Source organism: Oryzihumus leptocrescens, assembly GCF_006716205.1.
GTDB lineage: Bacteria > Actinomycetota > Actinomycetes > Actinomycetales > Dermatophilaceae > Oryzihumus > Oryzihumus leptocrescens.
In genome coordinates this window covers 2,063,710-2,079,834 of sequence record NZ_VFOQ01000001.1, presented here as the reverse complement: position 1 = coordinate 2,079,834, position 16,125 = coordinate 2,063,710, and the positions used below count along the sequence as shown (strand labels likewise).

General features: G+C 72.2%; 17 protein-coding genes. 10 read left to right on the top strand and 7 right to left on the bottom strand.

Features of this window, described 5'->3' with window-relative positions:
- Positions 1 to 3: 3 nt before the first annotated feature.
- Positions 4 to 825 (bottom strand): LLM class F420-dependent oxidoreductase, encoded by an 822-nt coding sequence (locus FB474_RS09795; protein WP_141788469.1) that lies wholly within the window; start codon positions 823 to 825, stop codon positions 4 to 6.
- A complete protein-coding gene (gene glgC / locus FB474_RS09790) occupies positions 822 to 2,075 on the bottom strand; it encodes a glucose-1-phosphate adenylyltransferase (RefSeq protein ID WP_141788468.1) in 1,254 nt (417 codons plus the stop codon). Before glgC ends, FB474_RS09795 begins: the two co-directional genes overlap by 4 nt.
- Before the next feature lie 62 nt (positions 2,076 to 2,137).
- Between glgC and glgA the strand changes: the two genes are divergently transcribed.
- A complete protein-coding gene (glgA, locus tag FB474_RS09785; RefSeq protein ID WP_141788467.1) occupies positions 2,138 to 3,337 on the top strand; it encodes a glycogen synthase in 1,200 nt (399 codons plus the stop codon).
- Positions 3,338 to 3,344: 7 nt separating this feature from the next.
- Here glgA and FB474_RS09780 read toward each other — a convergent pair whose 3' ends face one another.
- Positions 3,345 to 3,644: a DUF2087 domain-containing protein gene (locus FB474_RS09780; protein ID WP_141788466.1), complete on the bottom strand. Its 300-nt coding sequence runs from the start codon at positions 3,642 to 3,644 to the stop codon at positions 3,345 to 3,347.
- 76 nt (positions 3,645 to 3,720) lie between these two features.
- The gene (locus tag FB474_RS09775) at positions 3,721 to 4,707 is read right to left on the bottom strand and encodes a phosphotransferase enzyme family protein (RefSeq protein WP_141788465.1); all 987 of its coding nucleotides are present in this window, start codon (positions 4,705 to 4,707) and stop codon (positions 3,721 to 3,723) included.
- A 203-nt stretch (positions 4,708 to 4,910) separates the two neighbouring features.
- On the opposite strand from FB474_RS09775, the gene FB474_RS09770 reads away from it, so the two are divergent.
- The 3 genes from FB474_RS09770 (at position 4,911) to FB474_RS09760 (ending at position 7,755) form a co-directional block, all read left to right on the top strand.
- The gene (locus FB474_RS09770) at positions 4,911 to 6,095 is read left to right on the top strand and encodes a low temperature requirement protein A (protein WP_185746107.1); all 1,185 of its coding nucleotides are present in this window, start codon (positions 4,911 to 4,913) and stop codon (positions 6,093 to 6,095) included.
- Positions 6,096 to 6,099: 4 nt separating this feature from the next.
- Positions 6,100 to 7,266 carry a glycerate kinase family protein gene (locus tag FB474_RS09765; protein WP_141788463.1) on the top strand — a complete coding sequence of 389 codons (1,167 nt, stop codon included), beginning with the start codon at positions 6,100 to 6,102 and terminating at the stop codon, positions 7,264 to 7,266.
- 108 nt (positions 7,267 to 7,374) lie between these two features.
- Positions 7,375 to 7,755: a HesB/IscA family protein gene (locus FB474_RS09760; RefSeq protein WP_141788462.1), complete on the top strand. Its 381-nt coding sequence runs from the start codon at positions 7,375 to 7,377 to the stop codon at positions 7,753 to 7,755.
- Positions 7,756 to 7,870: 115 nt separating this feature from the next.
- Here FB474_RS09760 and FB474_RS09755 read toward each other — a convergent pair whose 3' ends face one another.
- On the bottom strand, positions 7,871 to 8,068 hold the full coding sequence (locus tag FB474_RS09755; protein WP_141788461.1) for a hypothetical protein: 198 nt from the start codon (positions 8,066 to 8,068) through the stop codon (positions 7,871 to 7,873).
- A gap of 154 nt (positions 8,069 to 8,222) precedes the next feature.
- Here FB474_RS09755 and FB474_RS09750 point away from each other — a divergent pair, with 154 nt between their 5' ends.
- A complete protein-coding gene (locus FB474_RS09750) occupies positions 8,223 to 9,209 on the top strand; it encodes a carbohydrate kinase family protein (protein ID WP_141788460.1) in 987 nt (328 codons plus the stop codon).
- 64 nt (positions 9,210 to 9,273) lie between these two features.
- Positions 9,274 to 9,948, top strand: coding sequence for a leucyl/phenylalanyl-tRNA--protein transferase (gene aat, locus FB474_RS09745; RefSeq protein ID WP_141788459.1), 675 nt, complete (start codon positions 9,274 to 9,276; stop codon positions 9,946 to 9,948).
- Here the strand turns inward: aat and FB474_RS09740 are convergent.
- Positions 9,928 to 10,224, bottom strand: a complete 297-nt coding sequence (locus FB474_RS09740; RefSeq protein WP_141788458.1) for a sulfurtransferase TusA family protein — start codon at positions 10,222 to 10,224, stop codon at positions 9,928 to 9,930. The two genes, aat and FB474_RS09740, sit on opposite strands and share 21 nt — an antisense overlap.
- Positions 10,221 to 11,429 (bottom strand): cysteine desulfurase family protein, encoded by a 1,209-nt coding sequence (locus FB474_RS09735; RefSeq protein WP_246092119.1) that lies wholly within the window; start codon positions 11,427 to 11,429, stop codon positions 10,221 to 10,223. The genes FB474_RS09740 and FB474_RS09735 overlap by 4 nt, the downstream gene beginning before the upstream one ends.
- A 97-nt stretch (positions 11,430 to 11,526) precedes the next feature.
- Between FB474_RS09735 and ctaC the strand changes: the two genes are divergently transcribed.
- The 4 genes from ctaC (at position 11,527) to FB474_RS09715 (ending at position 16,047) form a co-directional block, all read left to right on the top strand.
- Entirely contained in the window at positions 11,527 to 12,402 is an 876-nt protein-coding gene (gene ctaC, locus FB474_RS09730; RefSeq protein WP_185746106.1) for an aa3-type cytochrome oxidase subunit II, read from the top strand.
- Positions 12,402 to 14,135, top strand: coding sequence for an aa3-type cytochrome oxidase subunit I (gene ctaD, locus FB474_RS09725; RefSeq protein WP_141788456.1), 1,734 nt, complete (start codon positions 12,402 to 12,404; stop codon positions 14,133 to 14,135). The genes ctaC and ctaD overlap by 1 nt, the downstream gene beginning before the upstream one ends.
- Positions 14,135 to 14,536 carry a cytochrome c oxidase subunit 4 gene (locus tag FB474_RS09720; RefSeq protein ID WP_141788455.1) on the top strand — a complete coding sequence of 134 codons (402 nt, stop codon included), beginning with the start codon at positions 14,135 to 14,137 and terminating at the stop codon, positions 14,534 to 14,536. The genes ctaD and FB474_RS09720 overlap by 1 nt, the downstream gene beginning before the upstream one ends.
- 269 nt (positions 14,537 to 14,805) lie before the next feature.
- Positions 14,806 to 16,047 (top strand): L,D-transpeptidase, encoded by a 1,242-nt coding sequence (locus tag FB474_RS09715; RefSeq protein ID WP_246092118.1) that lies wholly within the window; start codon positions 14,806 to 14,808, stop codon positions 16,045 to 16,047.
- Positions 16,048 to 16,125: the final 78 nt, after the last annotated feature.

Here is a 16,125-nt window from a genome sequence, read left to right as displayed (position 1 = left end):
GTCTCAGCCTGCGTTCTTCTGGTCTCGCCATGCGACCAGGTCACGCAGCGGCGCCAGGTCGTAGCGCGGGCCGCCGATGCCGACGGTGAACAGGCGCGTGCCCACGGCATACAGGCTCTCGGCGCTGCTGTCCGGGTGCTGGGCACTGACCCCGGCGGACCGCTCGATGGCGAGCGGGTCACGTCCGGCCTTGTCGCACCACTGGTCGAGGACCTCGTGCTTGTGCGCGACGGTCGCCGCGTCGCCGAAGCCGTGCCAGATGTCGGCCTGCTCGGCCACGATGCGCAGCGTCTTGCGCTCGCCGCCGCCGCCGACGAGGACCGGGATGTCGCGGGTCGGCGCCGGGTTGAGCCTGGCCCAGCGCTCCTTGATCAGCGGCAGGTCGCGGTCGAGGGCGTCGAGGCGGCCGCCGGCGGTGCCGAACTCGTAGCCGTACTCGTCGTAGTCCTTCTCGAACCAGCCCGAGCCGATGCCCAGGATGAGGCGGCCGTCGCTGACGTGGTCGACGGTGCGGGCCATGTCGGCCAGCAGCTGCGGGTTGCGGTAGGAGTTGCAGGTCACCAGCGCGCCGATCTCGACCCGCTCGGTGGCCTCCGCCCACGCGCCGAGCATCGTCCAGCACTCGAAGTGCTTGCCCTCGGGCTCGCCGTAGAGCGGGTAGAAGTGGTCCCAGTTGAAGACGACGTCCGCGCCGATCTCCTCGGCCTCGGCGACGGCCCGGCGGATCTCGGCGTAGTCGGCGTGCTGCGGCTGGAGCTGCACCCCGACCCGGGCGGGGCGGGGGTCGGTGGCGGCGACGGACGTGGTGGTGACGGGGTTGGTCACTGGGGGATCTCCTGGTACTTGCCGACGACGACGATGCCGGACTCGGTCACGACGAAGCCGCGGCGGCGGTCCTCGTCGTGGTCGACCCCGATGCTGACGCCCTCGGGCACGACGACGAACTTGTCGATGATCGCGCGGCGGATGGTGGCGTTGCGGTGCACCTCGACCCCGTCCAGCAGGACGCTGTCGGTGATCGTGGCGTAGCTGTGGACGTGGACCTGGGGGGACAGGACGGAGTTGACGACCTTGGCGCCGGAGACGACGACGCCGGGGGAGACCGCGGACTGCACCGCCTCGCCGACGCGGCCCTTGGAGCCGTGGACGAACTTCGCCGGCGGGAACGGGCCGTAGTCGGTGAAGATCGGCCACTCGTAGTTGTAGAGGTTGAAGACCGGGTGGATCGAGACGAGGTCCATGTGCGCCTCATAGTAGGAGTCGATCGTCCCGACGTCGCGCCAGTAGCCGTGGTCGCGCGGGGTGGAGCCCGGCATCGGGTTGTCCTTGAAGTCGTAGACCCACGCCGAGCCCCGGCCGACGAAGTCCGGCACGATGTCGCCGCCCATGTCGCGCTTGCTGCCCTCGCGCCCGGCGTCGCGGGTGACCGCGTCGACGAGGACGTCGGCGTCGAAGACGTAGTTGCCCATCGAGGCCAGCACCTCCTCGGGGGAGTCGGGCAGGCCCTCGGCGTCGGACGGCTTCTCGCGGAACGCCTTGATCCGGCGCGGGTCCGTGCCGTCGACCTCGATCACGCCGAACTGGTCGGCCAGGGCGATCGGCTGGCGGATCGCCGCGACCGTGACGCCGGCGCCGGTCTCGAGGTGCTGCTCGACCATGTGGCTGAAGTCCATGCGGTAGACGTGGTCGGCGCCCACGACGACGACGATGTCGGGCTGCTCGTCGTGGATGAGGTTGAGGCTCTGGTAGATCGCGTCGGCGCTGCCGAGGAACCACTGCTTGCCGAGCCGCTGCTGCGCCGGCACCGGGGTGACGTAGTTGCCCAGCAGGTTGGACATGCGCCACGTCTTGGTGATGTGCCGGTCGAGGCTGTGCGACTTGTACTGCGTCAGCACGACGATCTTGAGGTAGCCGCTGTTGACGACGTTCGACAGGGCGAAGTCGATGAGGCGGTAGATGCCGCCGAACGGCACGGCAGGCTTGGCCCGGTCGGCCGTGAGCGGCATCAGCCGCTTGCCCTCCCCGCCGGCCAGGACGATCGCAAGGACCTTGGGGTGACCCGACCGCTTCGCCATGGGCCTGACCATACGGCGGCACGGCCCTCGCGGCGACCCCGTCCCGGGACTACGTTGGCAGCGTGCGAGTCGACATCCTCAGCAAGGAGTACCCGCCGCAGATCTACGGGGGCGCCGGGGTCCACGTGTCCGAGCTCGTGCGCGCGCTGCGCTCGCGGGGGGACATCGACGTCCAGGTCCGCTGCTTCGGCCCGCCCCGGGACGAGCAGGGCACCTTCGGCTACGCCGACCTGTCCGAGCTCGGCGGCGCCAACCCGGCGATCCGCACGCTCGGCGTCGACCTGGCCATGGCCAGCGACTGCGTCGGCGCCGACCTGGTCCACTCGCACACGTGGTACGCCAACATGGGCGGCCACCTCGCCTCACTGCTGACCGGGGTGCCGCACGTCGTCACCGCGCACAGCCTGGAGCCGCTGCGGCCGTGGAAGGCCGAGCAGCTCGGCGGCGGGTATGCCGTGTCCTCCTTCGCCGAGCGGGTCGCCTACGAGTCGGCCGCGGCGGTGGTTGCGGTCAGCGCGGGCATGCGGGCGGACGTGCTCAAGAGCTACCCGTCGGTCGACCCGGCCCGGGTGCACGTGGTGCACAACGGCATCGACTCCGAGCTGTGGAAGCCGGACACCACCGACCTGGCCCGCGACGTGGTGCGCAAGCACGGGGTGGACCCCGACAAGCCGTCGGTGCTCTTCGTCGGGCGGATCACCCGGCAGAAGGGGCTGCCCTACCTCATGCGGGCGTGTGCTTCGCTGCCGCCGGACGTGCAGGTGGTGCTCTGCGCCGGCGCCCCGGACACCCCGGAGATCCAGCACGAGGTGGAGGACCTGCTCGAGGCCCTGCGGCGCACCCGCACCGGCGTGGTGATGATCGCCGAGATGCTGCCGCGCTCCGAGGTCGTGGCCCTGCTCACCGCGGCGACGGTGTTCGCCTGCCCGTCGGTCTACGAGCCGCTGGGGATCGTCAACCTCGAGGCGATGGCCTGCGAGACCGCCGTGGTCGCCACCGCCACCGGCGGCATCCCCGAGGTGGTCGTGGACGGGGAGACCGGCTGGCTGGTGCCGATCGAGCAGGTCGACGACGGCAGCGGCGTCCCCGTCGACCCGGACCGCTTCGTCGCCGACCTGGCCGCGGCGCTCACCGAGGCGGTGTCGGATGCCGACCGGGCCGCTTCGTTCGGCCGGGCCGGCCGGGCGCGCGCCGTCGAGCACTTCTCCTGGTCCTCGATCGGCGACCAGACGCTGGCCGTCTACCAGTCCGTCCTCGCCTGACCGCAGCTCAGAGGTCGACGGTGCCGCCGCTGCGCCAGTAGATGCCGTGGTCGCGGGTCAGGAACCCCTCGTCGACGAGGTACCGCCGCAGCGCCGCGTGGTCGTGGTGGATCCGCTTGAGCACCGCCGTGACCTCCTTCTCGGTGTACTTGCGTCCCACCTCGAACGAGCCGGCCACGTGGTCGAGCAGCGCGAGTCGCTTGACCCGCTTGGCCGGCATCTGCGAGATCCGTCCGTCGGCGTCGACGAACGTGCGCAGCACCGTCTCCTGCTGGGCCAGGGCGTCCTGGAGCAGAGGGTTGTCCATGCCGGGACGCTAGCAGCGCCAACGCTTTCGCGGCCTGAGGTCTCGCAGCCCGTATCGCGGCTGCTCGCCGCCGGGTTCACGCCCTGATCAGGTCCGCCCACCCGGGCAACGCCGCCTCCAGCGCCAGCCCGCCGTCGAGCCGCTCACGCACCTCGTCCAGGGTCGACTGGCCCAGCCGCCAGCGCCCGGCTCGCCAGACGACCGAGCCCAGGGCCCGCAGCCGCAGCAGGTCGGGCACGGCGTAGAGCTCGGCCCGTGTCAGGGGCAGCACGTGCAGGTAGGCCCGCAGGAAGGGGCCGAAGCGCTCCGCCGAACCGGGCTCTTCCGGCCACCCGGTGCACTGCAACAGTCCTGCCGCGAGGTCCATCGCGCGCAGGTCGGCCCCGGCGATCTCGAAGTCCAGCACCGCGGTGACCCGGCCGTCCTTGACCAGCAGGTTGGCGGGGGCCATGTCGCCGTGGGTCAGCTGGGCCGGCAGCGTCCGGGCGAGGTCCGCAGCGACGGCGTCAGCCCGCTCGTGCGTCGACCGCAACCAGTCCGGCCCGTCGTGGCCCGGCATCGCGGCAGCCAGCTCGTCGGCCAGGGCGGCCACGTCGTCGACGGCGGCGTGGACCTGGCCGAGCGCCGCCGCGCGCCAGTCCACCGGGGCCAGCGTCAGCGGGACGTCCGCCAGCGCCGCGTCCAGCTGTGCCAGCGCCCCACCTGCCAGCGCGGCAGCGCCGGGCTCGTCCCGCCGCAGCGGCCGGCCCGGCAGGTGTCGGAACAGCGCCAGCGCGCCGCCGCGGTCGTCCACGACCGTCGCGCCGGTCCGAGTCGGGACGGGGGAGGGGACGGCGAAGGGCAGGCCGAGGCCGGACACGTGCGCCAGCAGCCGGTGCTCGGCGCGCACCCGGTCGACGGGCAGGTTGCCGTAGCGCCGCAGCACCCACGACCGCCCGCCTGCGTGGACCGCGAGCAGGGTGTTGTTGGTGCCGCCGGTCATCGGGTCGGCCGACTCGACCGGCGGCAGGTCCCACCGGTCGAGCAGGGCGGCCAGGCGGTCAACCCGCAGGGCACTCGTCATGGCCGTGATCGTGGCAGCCCGGCGCGACGATCGTCGCGGCGATTTCGGGCGGTTTTGGTGCGCAAACTCCCGCGATGATCGTCGCGTCGAGCGCCCGCAGCTGGCTCGCCCGGGATAACGGGCCCGAGCAGGGCGCCCGCAGGGCGCGCACCCCGGCCCGGCAGGGGAGGAGGAGGCGCCCCTCACGGCCCTACAGTGCCGCCATGGGCTTCAAGGCGGTCACGGCGCCGGGCGCCGACGAGCCGGTCACCATGCTCGAGCTCTACTTCGACCTCGTCTTCGTCTTCTCGGTCACCCAGCTCACGTCCCTCGTCCTGGGCAGCAACGGCAGCAACGGCGGCAATGCCGGCACCGCCAGCAGCACCGGCGCCGGCAACGGCGCGACGGGCTACCTGCACGCCGCCGGGGTGCTGCTGGTGACGTGGTGGATGTACGACGGCTCCGCCTGGCTGAGCAACAACGTCGCCCCGAAGACCACGTCGACCCGGCTGCCGATGCTGCTGGCGATGACGGGGTTCCTCGTCATGGCGATCGAGGTGCCCCAGGCGTTCGGCGACGGCGCGCTGACGTTCGCCCTGGCCTACCTGCTGGTCGTACTGGTCCACGCCGGGTCGTTCGCCCGCTCCAGCCTGGGCGGGTCGTCGCGCGCCATCGTCGCGATCCTGCCGGTGAACCTTGGCGTCGCCGTCCTGCTGATCGTGGCGGCCCTGCTCGGCCCGGGCCGGGGCTGGGTGTGCTGGTGGCTGGCTGCCGCTGTGCTGGTGTGGTCGCTGGTCGCCCGGCGCGAGACCGGGTTCACCATCCGGGCCGCGCACTTCGCCGAACGGCACCGGCTGCTGGTGATCATCGCGCTGGGCGAGACCATCATCGCCACCGGCGTCTCGGCGCAGGGGCGCCTGGACCGGCCGGCCGTCCTGGCCGGCGTCCTGCTGTCCATGGCCCTGGTCTCGGCGCTGTGGTGGGTGTTCTTCGCCGTCGGTGACGACGAGGAGGGGGTGCGGGCGCTGGAGCAGCTGCCCCCGGAGCAGATGACGCGTCGCGCGCTGTGGGCGTACTCGATCGCCGTCCTCGTCATCATCGCCGGCCTGGTGCTCGTCGCCGCCGGGCTGCACGAGGCGCTGCACGACCCCACCCACCACCTCACCGCCGTCGTCGCGGCCACGTTCGCGGCCGGGGTGGCCACCACCGTCCTGGGCGTCCTGCTCTACGTCCGGCTGCTCGGCCTCGACCGTGGCGCCACCCTGCTCGCCGGCGCCCTCGTCGCCCTGCTGACCGTGCCGCTGGGCCTGGCCCTCAGCGCCGTCGCCCAGCTCGCCGGCCTCGTCGTGGTGGTGGTCGGCCTCGCCGTGGCCCGGTCCCGGCGCCCGGCCCCGGCCCTGACACGATGACCGCGTGCGCGTCCTCATCGCCCCCGACTGCTTCACCGGCACCCTCTCCGCCAGCCAGGCCGCCGAGGCGATGGCCGAGGGCTGGCGCGCCCACGCGCCCGATGACGAGCTGACCCTGCTGCCGCTCTCGGACGGTGGCCCGGGTTTCCTCGACGTGCTCCAGCGGGCGCTCGGCGGCACCACCGTGGCCGTGACCGTGCAGGACCCGCTCGGCCGGGAGGTGCCCGCCGCGATCCTGCTCGTCGAGGAGGAGGCCGGCCGCACGGCATACCTGGAGTCGGCGCAGGCCTGTGGCCTGCACCTGCTGGCCGCGGACGAGCGCGACCCGGCCGTCACCAGCACGTATGGCGTGGGGCAGCTCCTCGACGCCGCCCTCGCCGAGGGTGCCACCCGGGTGGTGGTCGGCCTCGGCGGCAGCGGCACCAACGACGCCGGCGCCGGCCTGCTCGCCGCGCTCGGCGTGGGCGACCCGGACCTCCTGGCCGCCGGCGGTCTCGCCCTCGCCGGGGCCGGCGACGACAGCCTGGGTGGGCTGGACGCGGCCCGGCAGAGGCTCGCCGGGGTCGACCTGGTCATCGCCACCGACGTGGACTTGCCGCTGCTCGGCTTCCACGGTGCGAGCGCCTCCTTCGCCCCGCAGAAGGGCGCCACGCCCGAGGTGGCGCAGCAGCTCGAGGCGGCGCTCGGCCGGTTCACCGAGGTGGTCGGGCGCAGCCTGCCGCCGCGCAAGGACCTGCTCACCGGCGCGATGCTGCGCCTGGACCGCGAGCCCGGCGCCGGCGCGGCGGGGGGGCTGGGCTACGGGCTGATGCTGCTCGGCGGCCGCCGGGTCAGCGGGGTCGAGGCCGTGCTGGACGCGGTGGGCTTCGCCGAGCGGGTCCGCGCCGCCGACCTGCTCGTCACCGGCGAGGGCACCTTCGACTGGCAGAGCCTGCGCGGCAAGGTCGTCGCCGGGGTCGCCGAGGCGGCCATGGCGGTCGCGGTGCCGACCGTGGTCGTCGCCGGGCAGGCCCTCGTCGGGCGGCGCGAGTCGATGGCCCTGGGGATCAGCGGCACCTACGCCGTGGCGGACCGTCCCGAGCAGGTCCCCGCTTCGCTGGCCGACCCCGCCGGCACCCTCGCCTCGCGCACCACCCGCGTGGCGGCCACCTGGTCGCCCCGCCGCGGGTAGACGCCGCAGCCCGAGGACGTACCCTTGGAACGCCGGGAACACATCCCGACCTTCGCGGGTTGGCACTGCTGGACCGACCCACGACCGACGACATGAAGGACGCGTCTCATGAGTGTTCAGGACGACACGCAGGCTCAGACCACCGCCACCGAGGCCGAGGCCGCGCACGGCGTGCTGCTGACCGACGTCGCCGCTGCCAAGGTCAAGAGCCTGCTCGAGCAGGAGGGTCGCGACGACCTGCGCCTGCGCGTGGGCGTGCAGCCCGGTGGCTGCTCCGGCCTGATCTACCAGCTCTACTTCGACGAGCGCACCCTCGACGGTGACCTGGTCCGCGACTTCGGCGGGGTCGAGGTCGTCGTCGACCGGATGAGCGCTCCCTACCTCGACGGCGCGACGATCGACTTCGCCGACACCATCGAGAAGCAGGGCTTCACGATCGACAACCCCAACGCGGGCAGCTCCTGCGCCTGCGGCGACTCCTTCAGCTGAGTCGCGCGGGGGACCACCCCCGCAACGCACCCGTGGCCGGCATACCTCCTCGGTATGCCGGCCACGGCGCGTTGCGGGCCCGCCTCACCGACGGGGAGGCGGGGGAGGCGGGCTCTCAGGAGCCGTAGCCCTCGTAGCCGTCGATGAGGGTGGAGGCGTCGTCGGGGACGCTGACGTCGCGGTGGGAGGGCAGGCCCCAGGGGCGGCGCTCGACGATGTCGAGGTGGACCTCGCTGGACTCCTGGGCCATCTCGGCGACGCTGCCCTCGTCGAAGCCCTCGCGGGGGCCGGGGTGCTGCACGGGAATCGTCATGGCAACCACGCTAGGACCGGGGGGCGACGGGACACACCGGTACCAACCGGTAACACTTGCCGGTAACCGGATTTCCTGCGCCCGCCGGCGCCTGCGGAGGGCCGTGGGGTGGGCGCCGGACGACGGGCCGGCCGACAGCAGGTAGGTTGCCGGGGTGCGTATCGCTGTCACCGGGTCCATCGCCACCGACCACCTCATGACCTTCACGGGGCGGTTCTCCGACTCCCTCGTGGTCGACCAGCTCGACAAGATCTCGCTGTCCTTCCTCGCAGAGGACCTGCAGGTCCGGCGCGGGGGTGTGGCCGCCAACATCGCCTTCGGCATGGCCAACCTCGGCCAGCGCCCGGTGCTCGTCGGGGCGGTGGGCGAGGACTTCGTCGACTACCGCTCCTGGCTGGAGCGCCACGGCGTCGACTGCGACTCGGTGCACGTCTCCGAGGTGCACCACACGGCGCGTTTCGTGTGCACCACCGACTCCGACATGGCCCAGATCGCCACCTTCTACGCCGGCGCCATGAGCGAGGCCCGCGAGATCGAGCTCGGCCCGATCCACCGCCGCATGGGCGGCCTCGACCTGGTCCTCGTCGGCCCGAACGACCCCGAGGCGATGCTGCGGCACACCGCCGAGTGCCGCACCCGCGGCCTGGCCTTCGCCGCCGACCCCTCCCAGCAGCTGGCCTGGATGGAGGGCGACTCCATCCGCGCCCTCATCGACGGGGCCGCCTACCTGTTCACCAACGAGTACGAAGCCGCGCTCACCGAGAAGAAGACCGGCTGGAGCGCGGGCGAGATCGCCGAGCGGGTCCGCACCCGGGTGACCACCAAGGGCAAGGACGGCGTCATCGTCGAGACCGTCGGCGAGGAGCCGATCGAGGTCCACGTGGCGCGCGAGGTCCGCAAGGCCGACCCGACCGGTGTCGGTGACGCGTTCCGCGCCGGGTTCCTCACCGGCCTGGCGTGGGGGCTGGGGCACCGCCGCTGCGCCGAGCTCGGCTCGATGCTGGCGACCTACGTCATCGAGACCGTCGGCACCCAGGAGTACGAGCTGGGCCGGGCGCGCTTCCTGCAGCGGTTCACCGAGGCCTACGGGTCCGAGGCGGCCGCCGAGGTCGAGCCGCACCTGGTCTGCCCCCGGCCCTGACGCGCTGCCGCGACCTCCGGCCCGTCGTCCCGCGCCACCGCACCCGCGACCCTAGGCTGACTCCATGCCGGTCGAGCCCGAGCCCTCCCGCTGGCAGCTCGACCTGAGCCAGGCCCAGCCCGAGGAGGACCTCGTCGGGGTCGGCGCGGACCTCGAGCCGGGCACCCTGCTGCGGGCCTACCGGGCCGGGCTGTTCCCGATGGGGCTGGGCCGGCACGGCCGGGGCCCGATCGGCTGGTGGTCCCCGGACCCGCGCGGAGTGCTGCTGCCGAGTGACCTCAAGGTGAGCAGGTCCCTGCGCAAGTCCTGCCGCCGCTTCGAGGTGCGGGTCGACACCGCCTTCACCGACGTCATGCGCGCGTGCGCCGACCCGGGCCGGGACGGCCGCTGGATCACCCCCGCGGTGGTCCGTGCCTACACCGCCCTGCACGAGCTGGGCTGGGCGCACTCGATCGAGACCTGGCAGGACGGGGAGCTGGTCGGCGGGCTCTACGGCCTGGCCGTCGGTGGCCTGTTCGCGGGGGAGTCGATGTTCCACCACGCCACGGACGCGTCCAAGGTGGCGCTGGTGGCCCTGGCCGAGCGCGTCTTCGCCGACGGCGACCCCGACAGGGTCATCGACGTGCAGTGGTCCACGCCGCACCTGCAGTCCCTGGGCGTCACCGAGATCCCGCGCGAGGAGTACGTCGCCCGGCTCGACAGGGCGCTGGCCCTGCCGCTACCGGCCGCCTTCGCCTGACCCTGCCGGCGGCGCCGGCGTCGCCGGGGCCCCCACCACCACCCGGTATGCCGTGTGCCCGCCGTCCGCGGCCTCGCTCACCTCGGCCAGGGTGTGCCCCCGCATCCGGCACCACGCGGGCACGTCGTGCCGCGCGGCGGGGTCGGTCGCCAGGACGACGACCTGGGTGCCGGGTGCGGCCTCCCGGGCGGCCGCCGCCAGCCGGATCACCGGCAGCGGGCAGCGCAGGCCCCGGGCGTCGACCTCGACCACGCCGTCTGGCTGCCGCTCGCTCACAGGCCCTGCACCCCGAGCTGGGCGCGCACGGTGGCCACGGCGTCGCAGAGGTCACCACAGAACCGGTCCACGACGGCCGCCCGGTCCGGGGTGACCGCCTCGAGCGGCAGGGTGACGCGCACGTTGCCGTGGGTGAGCACCCCCATGGCGGCCAGGACGTGGCTCGGCTCCAGGGTGCTCGCGGTGCACGCCGAGCCGGAGGCGACGGCGAACCCGCGCCGGTCCAGCTCGGTGACCAGTGCCTCACCGTCGACGTACAGGCAGGAGAACGTCACCACGTGGGGGAGCCGGTCCACCCGGTCACCCACCACCTCGACGTCGGGCACCGCCGCCGCGGCGGCGCGGACCCGGTCGACGAGCTCGCGCGAAGCGGCGGCGTCGGCCTCCCGCACGGCGGCCGTCTGCCGCCAGGCCTCCGCGGCGGCCAGGGCCAGCGGCACGACGGGCTGGACGTCGGTGCGCCCGCCCTCCAGCTCGGACACCGGGCCGGGTCGGCGCCAGCGCACGCGCTCGGGCACGACCAGCACGCCGACCCCGGGCGGCCCACCCCAGGACAGGGCCTCGCCGGCGAGGACGTCGAAGTCCGCCGGGACCGGGTCGCGCCCCAGCCCGGCCATCGCGTCGACCACGAGCGGTATGCCGCGCGCCCGGCAGGCCGCGTGCGCCGCCGCCAGGGGCTGGCGGGTGCCGACCTCGCCGTTGGCGGCCTGGACCACGGCGGCCACCGTGCCCGGCCCGTCCAGGGCCGACTCCAGGGCGGACGGGTCGACGCGCCCGAGGTGGTCGACCGGCACCTCGGCGAACCGGTCGGGCTCGCCCGACTGGGCCACGGCATACCGGCCCTCCAGCAGCACCGCGGAGTGCTCCACCGCGGTGGCGACCACCCGCTGCCCGCGGCGGCGACCGGCATGCGCCAGGCCCCCCACGGCGGCGCGCAGGGCGGCCGGGCCGTCCGGCAGGAACGAGACCTCCGGGGGGCGCACCCCCAGGCCCGCAGCCAGCTCCTCGCGGGCCTGGTCCAGGACCGCCCGCGCCCGGCGTCCCTCGGCGTGCAGCCGGCGCGGGTCGGCCCACCCCACGTCGAGCGCGGCGAGCAGGGCCTCGCGGGCCGCCGGGACCATGGGCGCCCGTGCCGCGTCGAGGAATCCGCGCGTCGGGGCGGCGGAGGAGGCTCCGGAACGGGGCCGCGAATCGTGTTGTGCCACGGTCCAGACGTTAGTCCGACCCTGACGCTGCCGTCGGACAGCGGGGGAGTAGGGTTTGGCCGTTGACTCGGACATCGAATCCCGGAAGGTGCACCCGTTGCGTCCGCACGATGACACTTCCGCACGCGCGAAGCGGCGGGGCCTGACTCTCACCGGTATTGCGGTGCTGGCTGCTGTGGCCCTTTCCGGCTGCGGCGAGCAGGTTAAGCGCGGCTTCCTGCCGCACGGCGTGACCGCCAACAGCAGTCGCGTGATCAATCTCTGGAACGGCTCCTGGATCGCCGCCCTCGTGGTCGGCGTGATCGTCTGGGGCCTGATCATCTGGTGCGCCGTGGCCTACCGCCGCCGGAAGGACGACACGGGCCTGCCGGAGCAGCTGCGCTACAACGTGCCGATCGAGATCCTCTACACGGTCGTCCCGCTGTTCATGATCGCGGTGCTCTTCTACTACACCGCCCGTGACGAGTCGGCCCTGCTGGACACCAGCAAGAAGCCGGACGTGACGGTCAACGTGGTCGGCAAGCAGTGGAGCTGGGACTTCAACTACGTCGATGCCCAGACCTACGAGGCTGGCACGCAGGCCGAGCTCACCGGCCAGCCGGGTGTCGAGGCCACGCTGCCGACGCTCTACCTGCCGGTGAACAAGCGGGTTCAGTTCGACCTGACCGCTCGCGACGTCATCCACTCCTTCTGGGTGCCGCAGTTCCTACAGAAGCTGGACATGATCCCCGGCCGGGTCAACAAGTTCCAGATCATCCCGACCGAGAAGGGCACGTTCCAGGGCAAGTGCGCCGAGCTGTGCGGCGCCTACCACTCGCAGATGCTGTTCCAGGTCAAGGTCGTCTCCCAGCAGGAGTACGACGCGCACATCGCCGAGCTCAAGGCTCGCGGCAACAACGGCCAGCTCGACAACACGCTCAACCGTGAGCACCTCGAGCAGGGCCAGAACGTTTCGAACGGCGGGAGCAACTGATGGCCACCGTGACGTCCCCCCGCACCATCCTGGTGGAGAGCACGGAGCGGCGACGCTCCCCGGGGCAGACCGTCGTGAAGTGGGTGACGACGACCGACCACAAGGTCATCGGCAACCTGTACTTCATCACCTCGTTCCTCTTCTTCATGATCGGTGGCCTGCTGGCGCTGCTGATCCGTGCCGAGCTGGTCGAGCCCGGCCTGCAGGTCGTGGACAACCCCGAGCAGTTCAACCAGCTGTTCACCATGCACGGCACGATCATGCTGCTGCTGTTCGCGACGCCGCTGTTCGCCGGCTTCGCCAACGCGCTCATGCCGATCCAGATCGGCGCGCCGGACGTGGCGTTCCCGCGGCTGAACATGTTCGCCTACTGGCTCTACCTGTTCGGTGGCCTGATCGCCTCCGCCGGCTTCCTCACCCCGCAGGGTGCGGCCTCCTTCGGCTGGTTCGCCTACTCGCCGCTGTCCGACACCACCTACAGCCCCGGCATCGGCGGTGACCTGTGGGTCTTCGGCCTCGCGCTCGGTGGTTTCGGCACGATCCTGGGTGCGGTCAACTTCATCACCACGATCATCTGCATGCGCGCACCGGGCATGACGATGTTCCGGATGCCGGTCTTCACCTGGACCATCCTGATCACCTCGATCCTGGTCCTGATGGCCTTCCCGGTCCTCGCCTCGGCGCTGCTCGCCCTGGGTGCCGACCGCCAGCTCGGGGCGCACGTCTTCGACCCGCAGAACAGCGGCGCGATGTTGTGGCAGCACCTGTTCTGGTTCTTCGGCCACCCCGAGGTCTACATCATCGCCCTGCCGTTCTTCGGCATCATCAGCGAGATCCTGCCGGTCTTCTCCCGCAAGCCGATCTTCGGCTACAAGACGCTGGTCTTCGCGACCATCGCCATCGCGGCGCTGTCGGTCTCGGTCTGGGCGCACCACATGTACGCCACCGGCCAGGTCCTGCTGCCGTTCTTCGCGGTCATGACCATGCTCATCGCGGTGCCCACCGGCGTGAAGTTCTTCAACTGGATCGGCACCATGTGGGGTGGCTCGCTCACCTTCGAGACGCCGATGCTCTGGGCGATCGGCTTCCTCATCACGTTCCTCTTCGGTGGCCTGACCGGCATCATCCTGTCCAGCCCGGCCCTCGACTTCCACCTGTCCGACTCCTACTTCGTCGTGGCGCACTTCCACTACGTCGTGTTCGGCACGGTCGTGTTCGCGATGTTTGCCGGCTTCTACTTCTGGTGGCCCAAGTTCACCGGCCGGATGCTCGACGAGCGCTGGGGCAAGATCCACTTCTGGATGCTGTTCATCGGCTTCCACACCACGTTCCTCATCCAGCACTGGCTGGGCGTCAAGGGCATGCCGCGTCGTTACGCCGACTACCTGCCCGAGGACGGCTTCCAGTGGATGAACGACGTGTCCAGCGCGGGCGCCCTGCTGCTCGGCGCCTCCACGCTGCCGTTCCTCTACAACGTCTGGAAGACGTGGCGCACCGCGCCGCTGGTGGAGACCGACGACCCGTGGGGCTACGGCGCATCGCTCGAGTGGGCGACCTCCTGCCCGCCGCCGCGGCACAACTTCGAGACGATCCCTCGGATCCGCTCGGAGCGTCCGGCCTTCGACCTGCACCATCCCGAGGTCGCGGCCTACGACGCGGCGCAGCCCGACAAGAACATCCTGGACTCCCTGCTGGGTGAGCCCGACCTGCACCACACGGAGGACAAGCACTGATGAAGGTCGAGACGTGGCTCTTCGGCGCGGGGACGTTCATCTTCGCCCCCCTCGGGCTGATCTACGGCTTCTTCACCCACTGGCAGGAGCCGGTCGGTCCGGTGGCCCTGATGCTGACGGCCGGCCTGTCCGCCCTGGTCGGCTTCTACCTGTGGTGGACCGGCCGCAAGCTGGACGACCGCCCCGAGGACGACCCGATGGCGCCGATCGAGGCAGCCGAGGGTGACTACGGGTTCTTCAGCCCCCACAGCTGGTGGCCGCTGCCGCTGGCCGCCTCGTCCGCGCTGGTCTTCCTGGGCCTGGCCGTGGGCTGGTGGCTCGTGGTGATCGGCGTCGTCTTCGGTGCGCTGGCCACCGTGGGCTGGGTCTTCGAGTACTTCCGCGGGGAGCACGCGGTCTGACCCCATTGGCCCGATCTGCCCGGTCCGCGCCGACGGACCGGGTAGGCTGGGGTCAACTTCCGTCCGAGAGCCGTGGTCTCCCATCCGGGGGGCCACGGCTCTCGCACGGTTCCGGGACGTTCGCGGGGGGACCGCGCCGGCATCGTTGCCCGACCGTGACCACGATCGGCGGCTCCGTCGTCAACCACCCGCGCGTCCCATGCGTCCTCATGGATGGGTGCCTGCGCGGGCCCTGAGTGAAGCTCGTCTTCGGGTGGGAGTCTGTCAACGTGGTGATCTCGACAATGCAGCGTCGTGCTGCCCTCGCGGCGGCGCTGCTGGCCGGTGCGGCCCTGGTGTCGGCCTGCGGCCCCGCAGGTGGTGCCTCGGGCCCGGCAGCCGGGGGAGCGGGCACGCACGCCGCGGCGACGCCCGGTGGCGGCGCGTCCAGCACCACCCAGCAGGCCGCCCCGGCGCAGCTGTCGGTCAGCCCCGCAGACGCTGCCACCGGCGTCCTGCCGACCGCCCCGGTGACCGTCCGGGCCGAGTCCGGCACCCTGGGCAGCGTCACGCTCAAGGCCACCGACGGCGAGACGGTGGACGGCGCCGTTGGCGCCGACGGCACCTGGAAGGCGAGCGGCCGGCTCACTCCCGGCACGGCATACACGCTGACCGCGAAGGCGACCGGTCCGGATGGCACGCCCTCCACGGTGACCTCCTCGTTCACCACCCTCAGGCCGGCGGTGACCGCGACCTACGGGCTGATCCCCGGCGGCGGCACCGTGGGCGTGGGCATGCCGGTGAGCGTGCAGTTCGACTCCCCGGTCGCGACCAAGACCGAGCGGGCGCAGGTCGAGAAGCTGATGAGGATCTCGGTCAGCCCCAAGCAGGAGGGCGCCTGGGGCTGGCTGGACAACCGCCAGCTGATGTGGCGGCCGAAGAGCTACTGGCTCCCCGGCACCCACGTGACGGTCACCGCGCCGTTGCACGGCGTCCAGACCGGTGAGGGCAAGTGGGTGGCCGCCGACCACACCACCAGCTTCACCGTCGGGTCCTCGATGGTCTCCACGGTCGACATGAACGCCCACACCATGACGGTCCGCCAGAACGGCGCGGTGCTGCGCACGTTCAAGGTGAGCACCGGGCGTCCCGGACCGAAGACCGAGACCCGCTACGGCACCAAGGTCATCATCTCCCGCGACGGCGACGTCACCATGGACTCGACCACGATCGGCATCCCCAAGGGCAAGCCGGGCTACTACAAGATCGACACCAAGTGGGCGATGCGCCTTACCTGGACCGGCGAGTTCGTCCACTCGGCCCCGTGGTCGGTCGGCGCGCAGGGCAACGCCAACGTCTCCCACGGCTGCACCAACATGGCACCGGCCGACGCGCAGTGGATGTTCGAGCACTCCAAGGTCGGCGACGTCGTGAAGTTCACCGGGTCCAACCGCCCGTTCCAGCCCACCGAGGGCTACGGCATCTGGATGTACTCCTTCAGCCAGTGGAAGGCCCAGAGCGCCCTGGCCTGACCGGCCTGCTCCTCCAGCGGGGCCGCACCCGCCGGGGTGCGGCCCCGCTGTCGTGTCCGGCACCGGTATGCCGTGTGC

What these genes read in the sequence shown, in the direction of transcription:
- FB474_RS09760 (WP_141788462.1), top strand. Translation starts at nt 7,375, where the DNA reads ATGAGTGTTCAGGACGACACGCAGGCTCAGACCACCGCCACCGAGGCC.
- FB474_RS09775 (WP_141788465.1), bottom strand. Translation starts at nt 4,707, where the DNA reads ATGACGAGTGCCCTGCGGGTTGACCGCCTGGCCGCCCTGCTCGACCGG.
- FB474_RS09720 (WP_141788455.1), top strand. Translation starts at nt 14,135, where the DNA reads ATGAAGGTCGAGACGTGGCTCTTCGGCGCGGGGACGTTCATCTTCGCC.
- FB474_RS09780 (WP_141788466.1), bottom strand. Translation starts at nt 3,644, where the DNA reads ATGGACAACCCTCTGCTCCAGGACGCCCTGGCCCAGCAGGAGACGGTG.
- FB474_RS09770 (WP_185746107.1), top strand. Translation starts at nt 4,911, where the DNA reads ATGGGCTTCAAGGCGGTCACGGCGCCGGGCGCCGACGAGCCGGTCACC.
- FB474_RS09755 (WP_141788461.1), bottom strand. Translation starts at nt 8,068, where the DNA reads ATGACGATTCCCGTGCAGCACCCCGGCCCCCGCGAGGGCTTCGACGAG.
- aat (WP_141788459.1), top strand. Translation starts at nt 9,274, where the DNA reads ATGCCGGTCGAGCCCGAGCCCTCCCGCTGGCAGCTCGACCTGAGCCAG.
- ctaD (WP_141788456.1), top strand. Translation starts at nt 12,402, where the DNA reads ATGGCCACCGTGACGTCCCCCCGCACCATCCTGGTGGAGAGCACGGAG.
- glgC (WP_141788468.1), bottom strand. Translation starts at nt 2,075, where the DNA reads ATGGCGAAGCGGTCGGGTCACCCCAAGGTCCTTGCGATCGTCCTGGCC.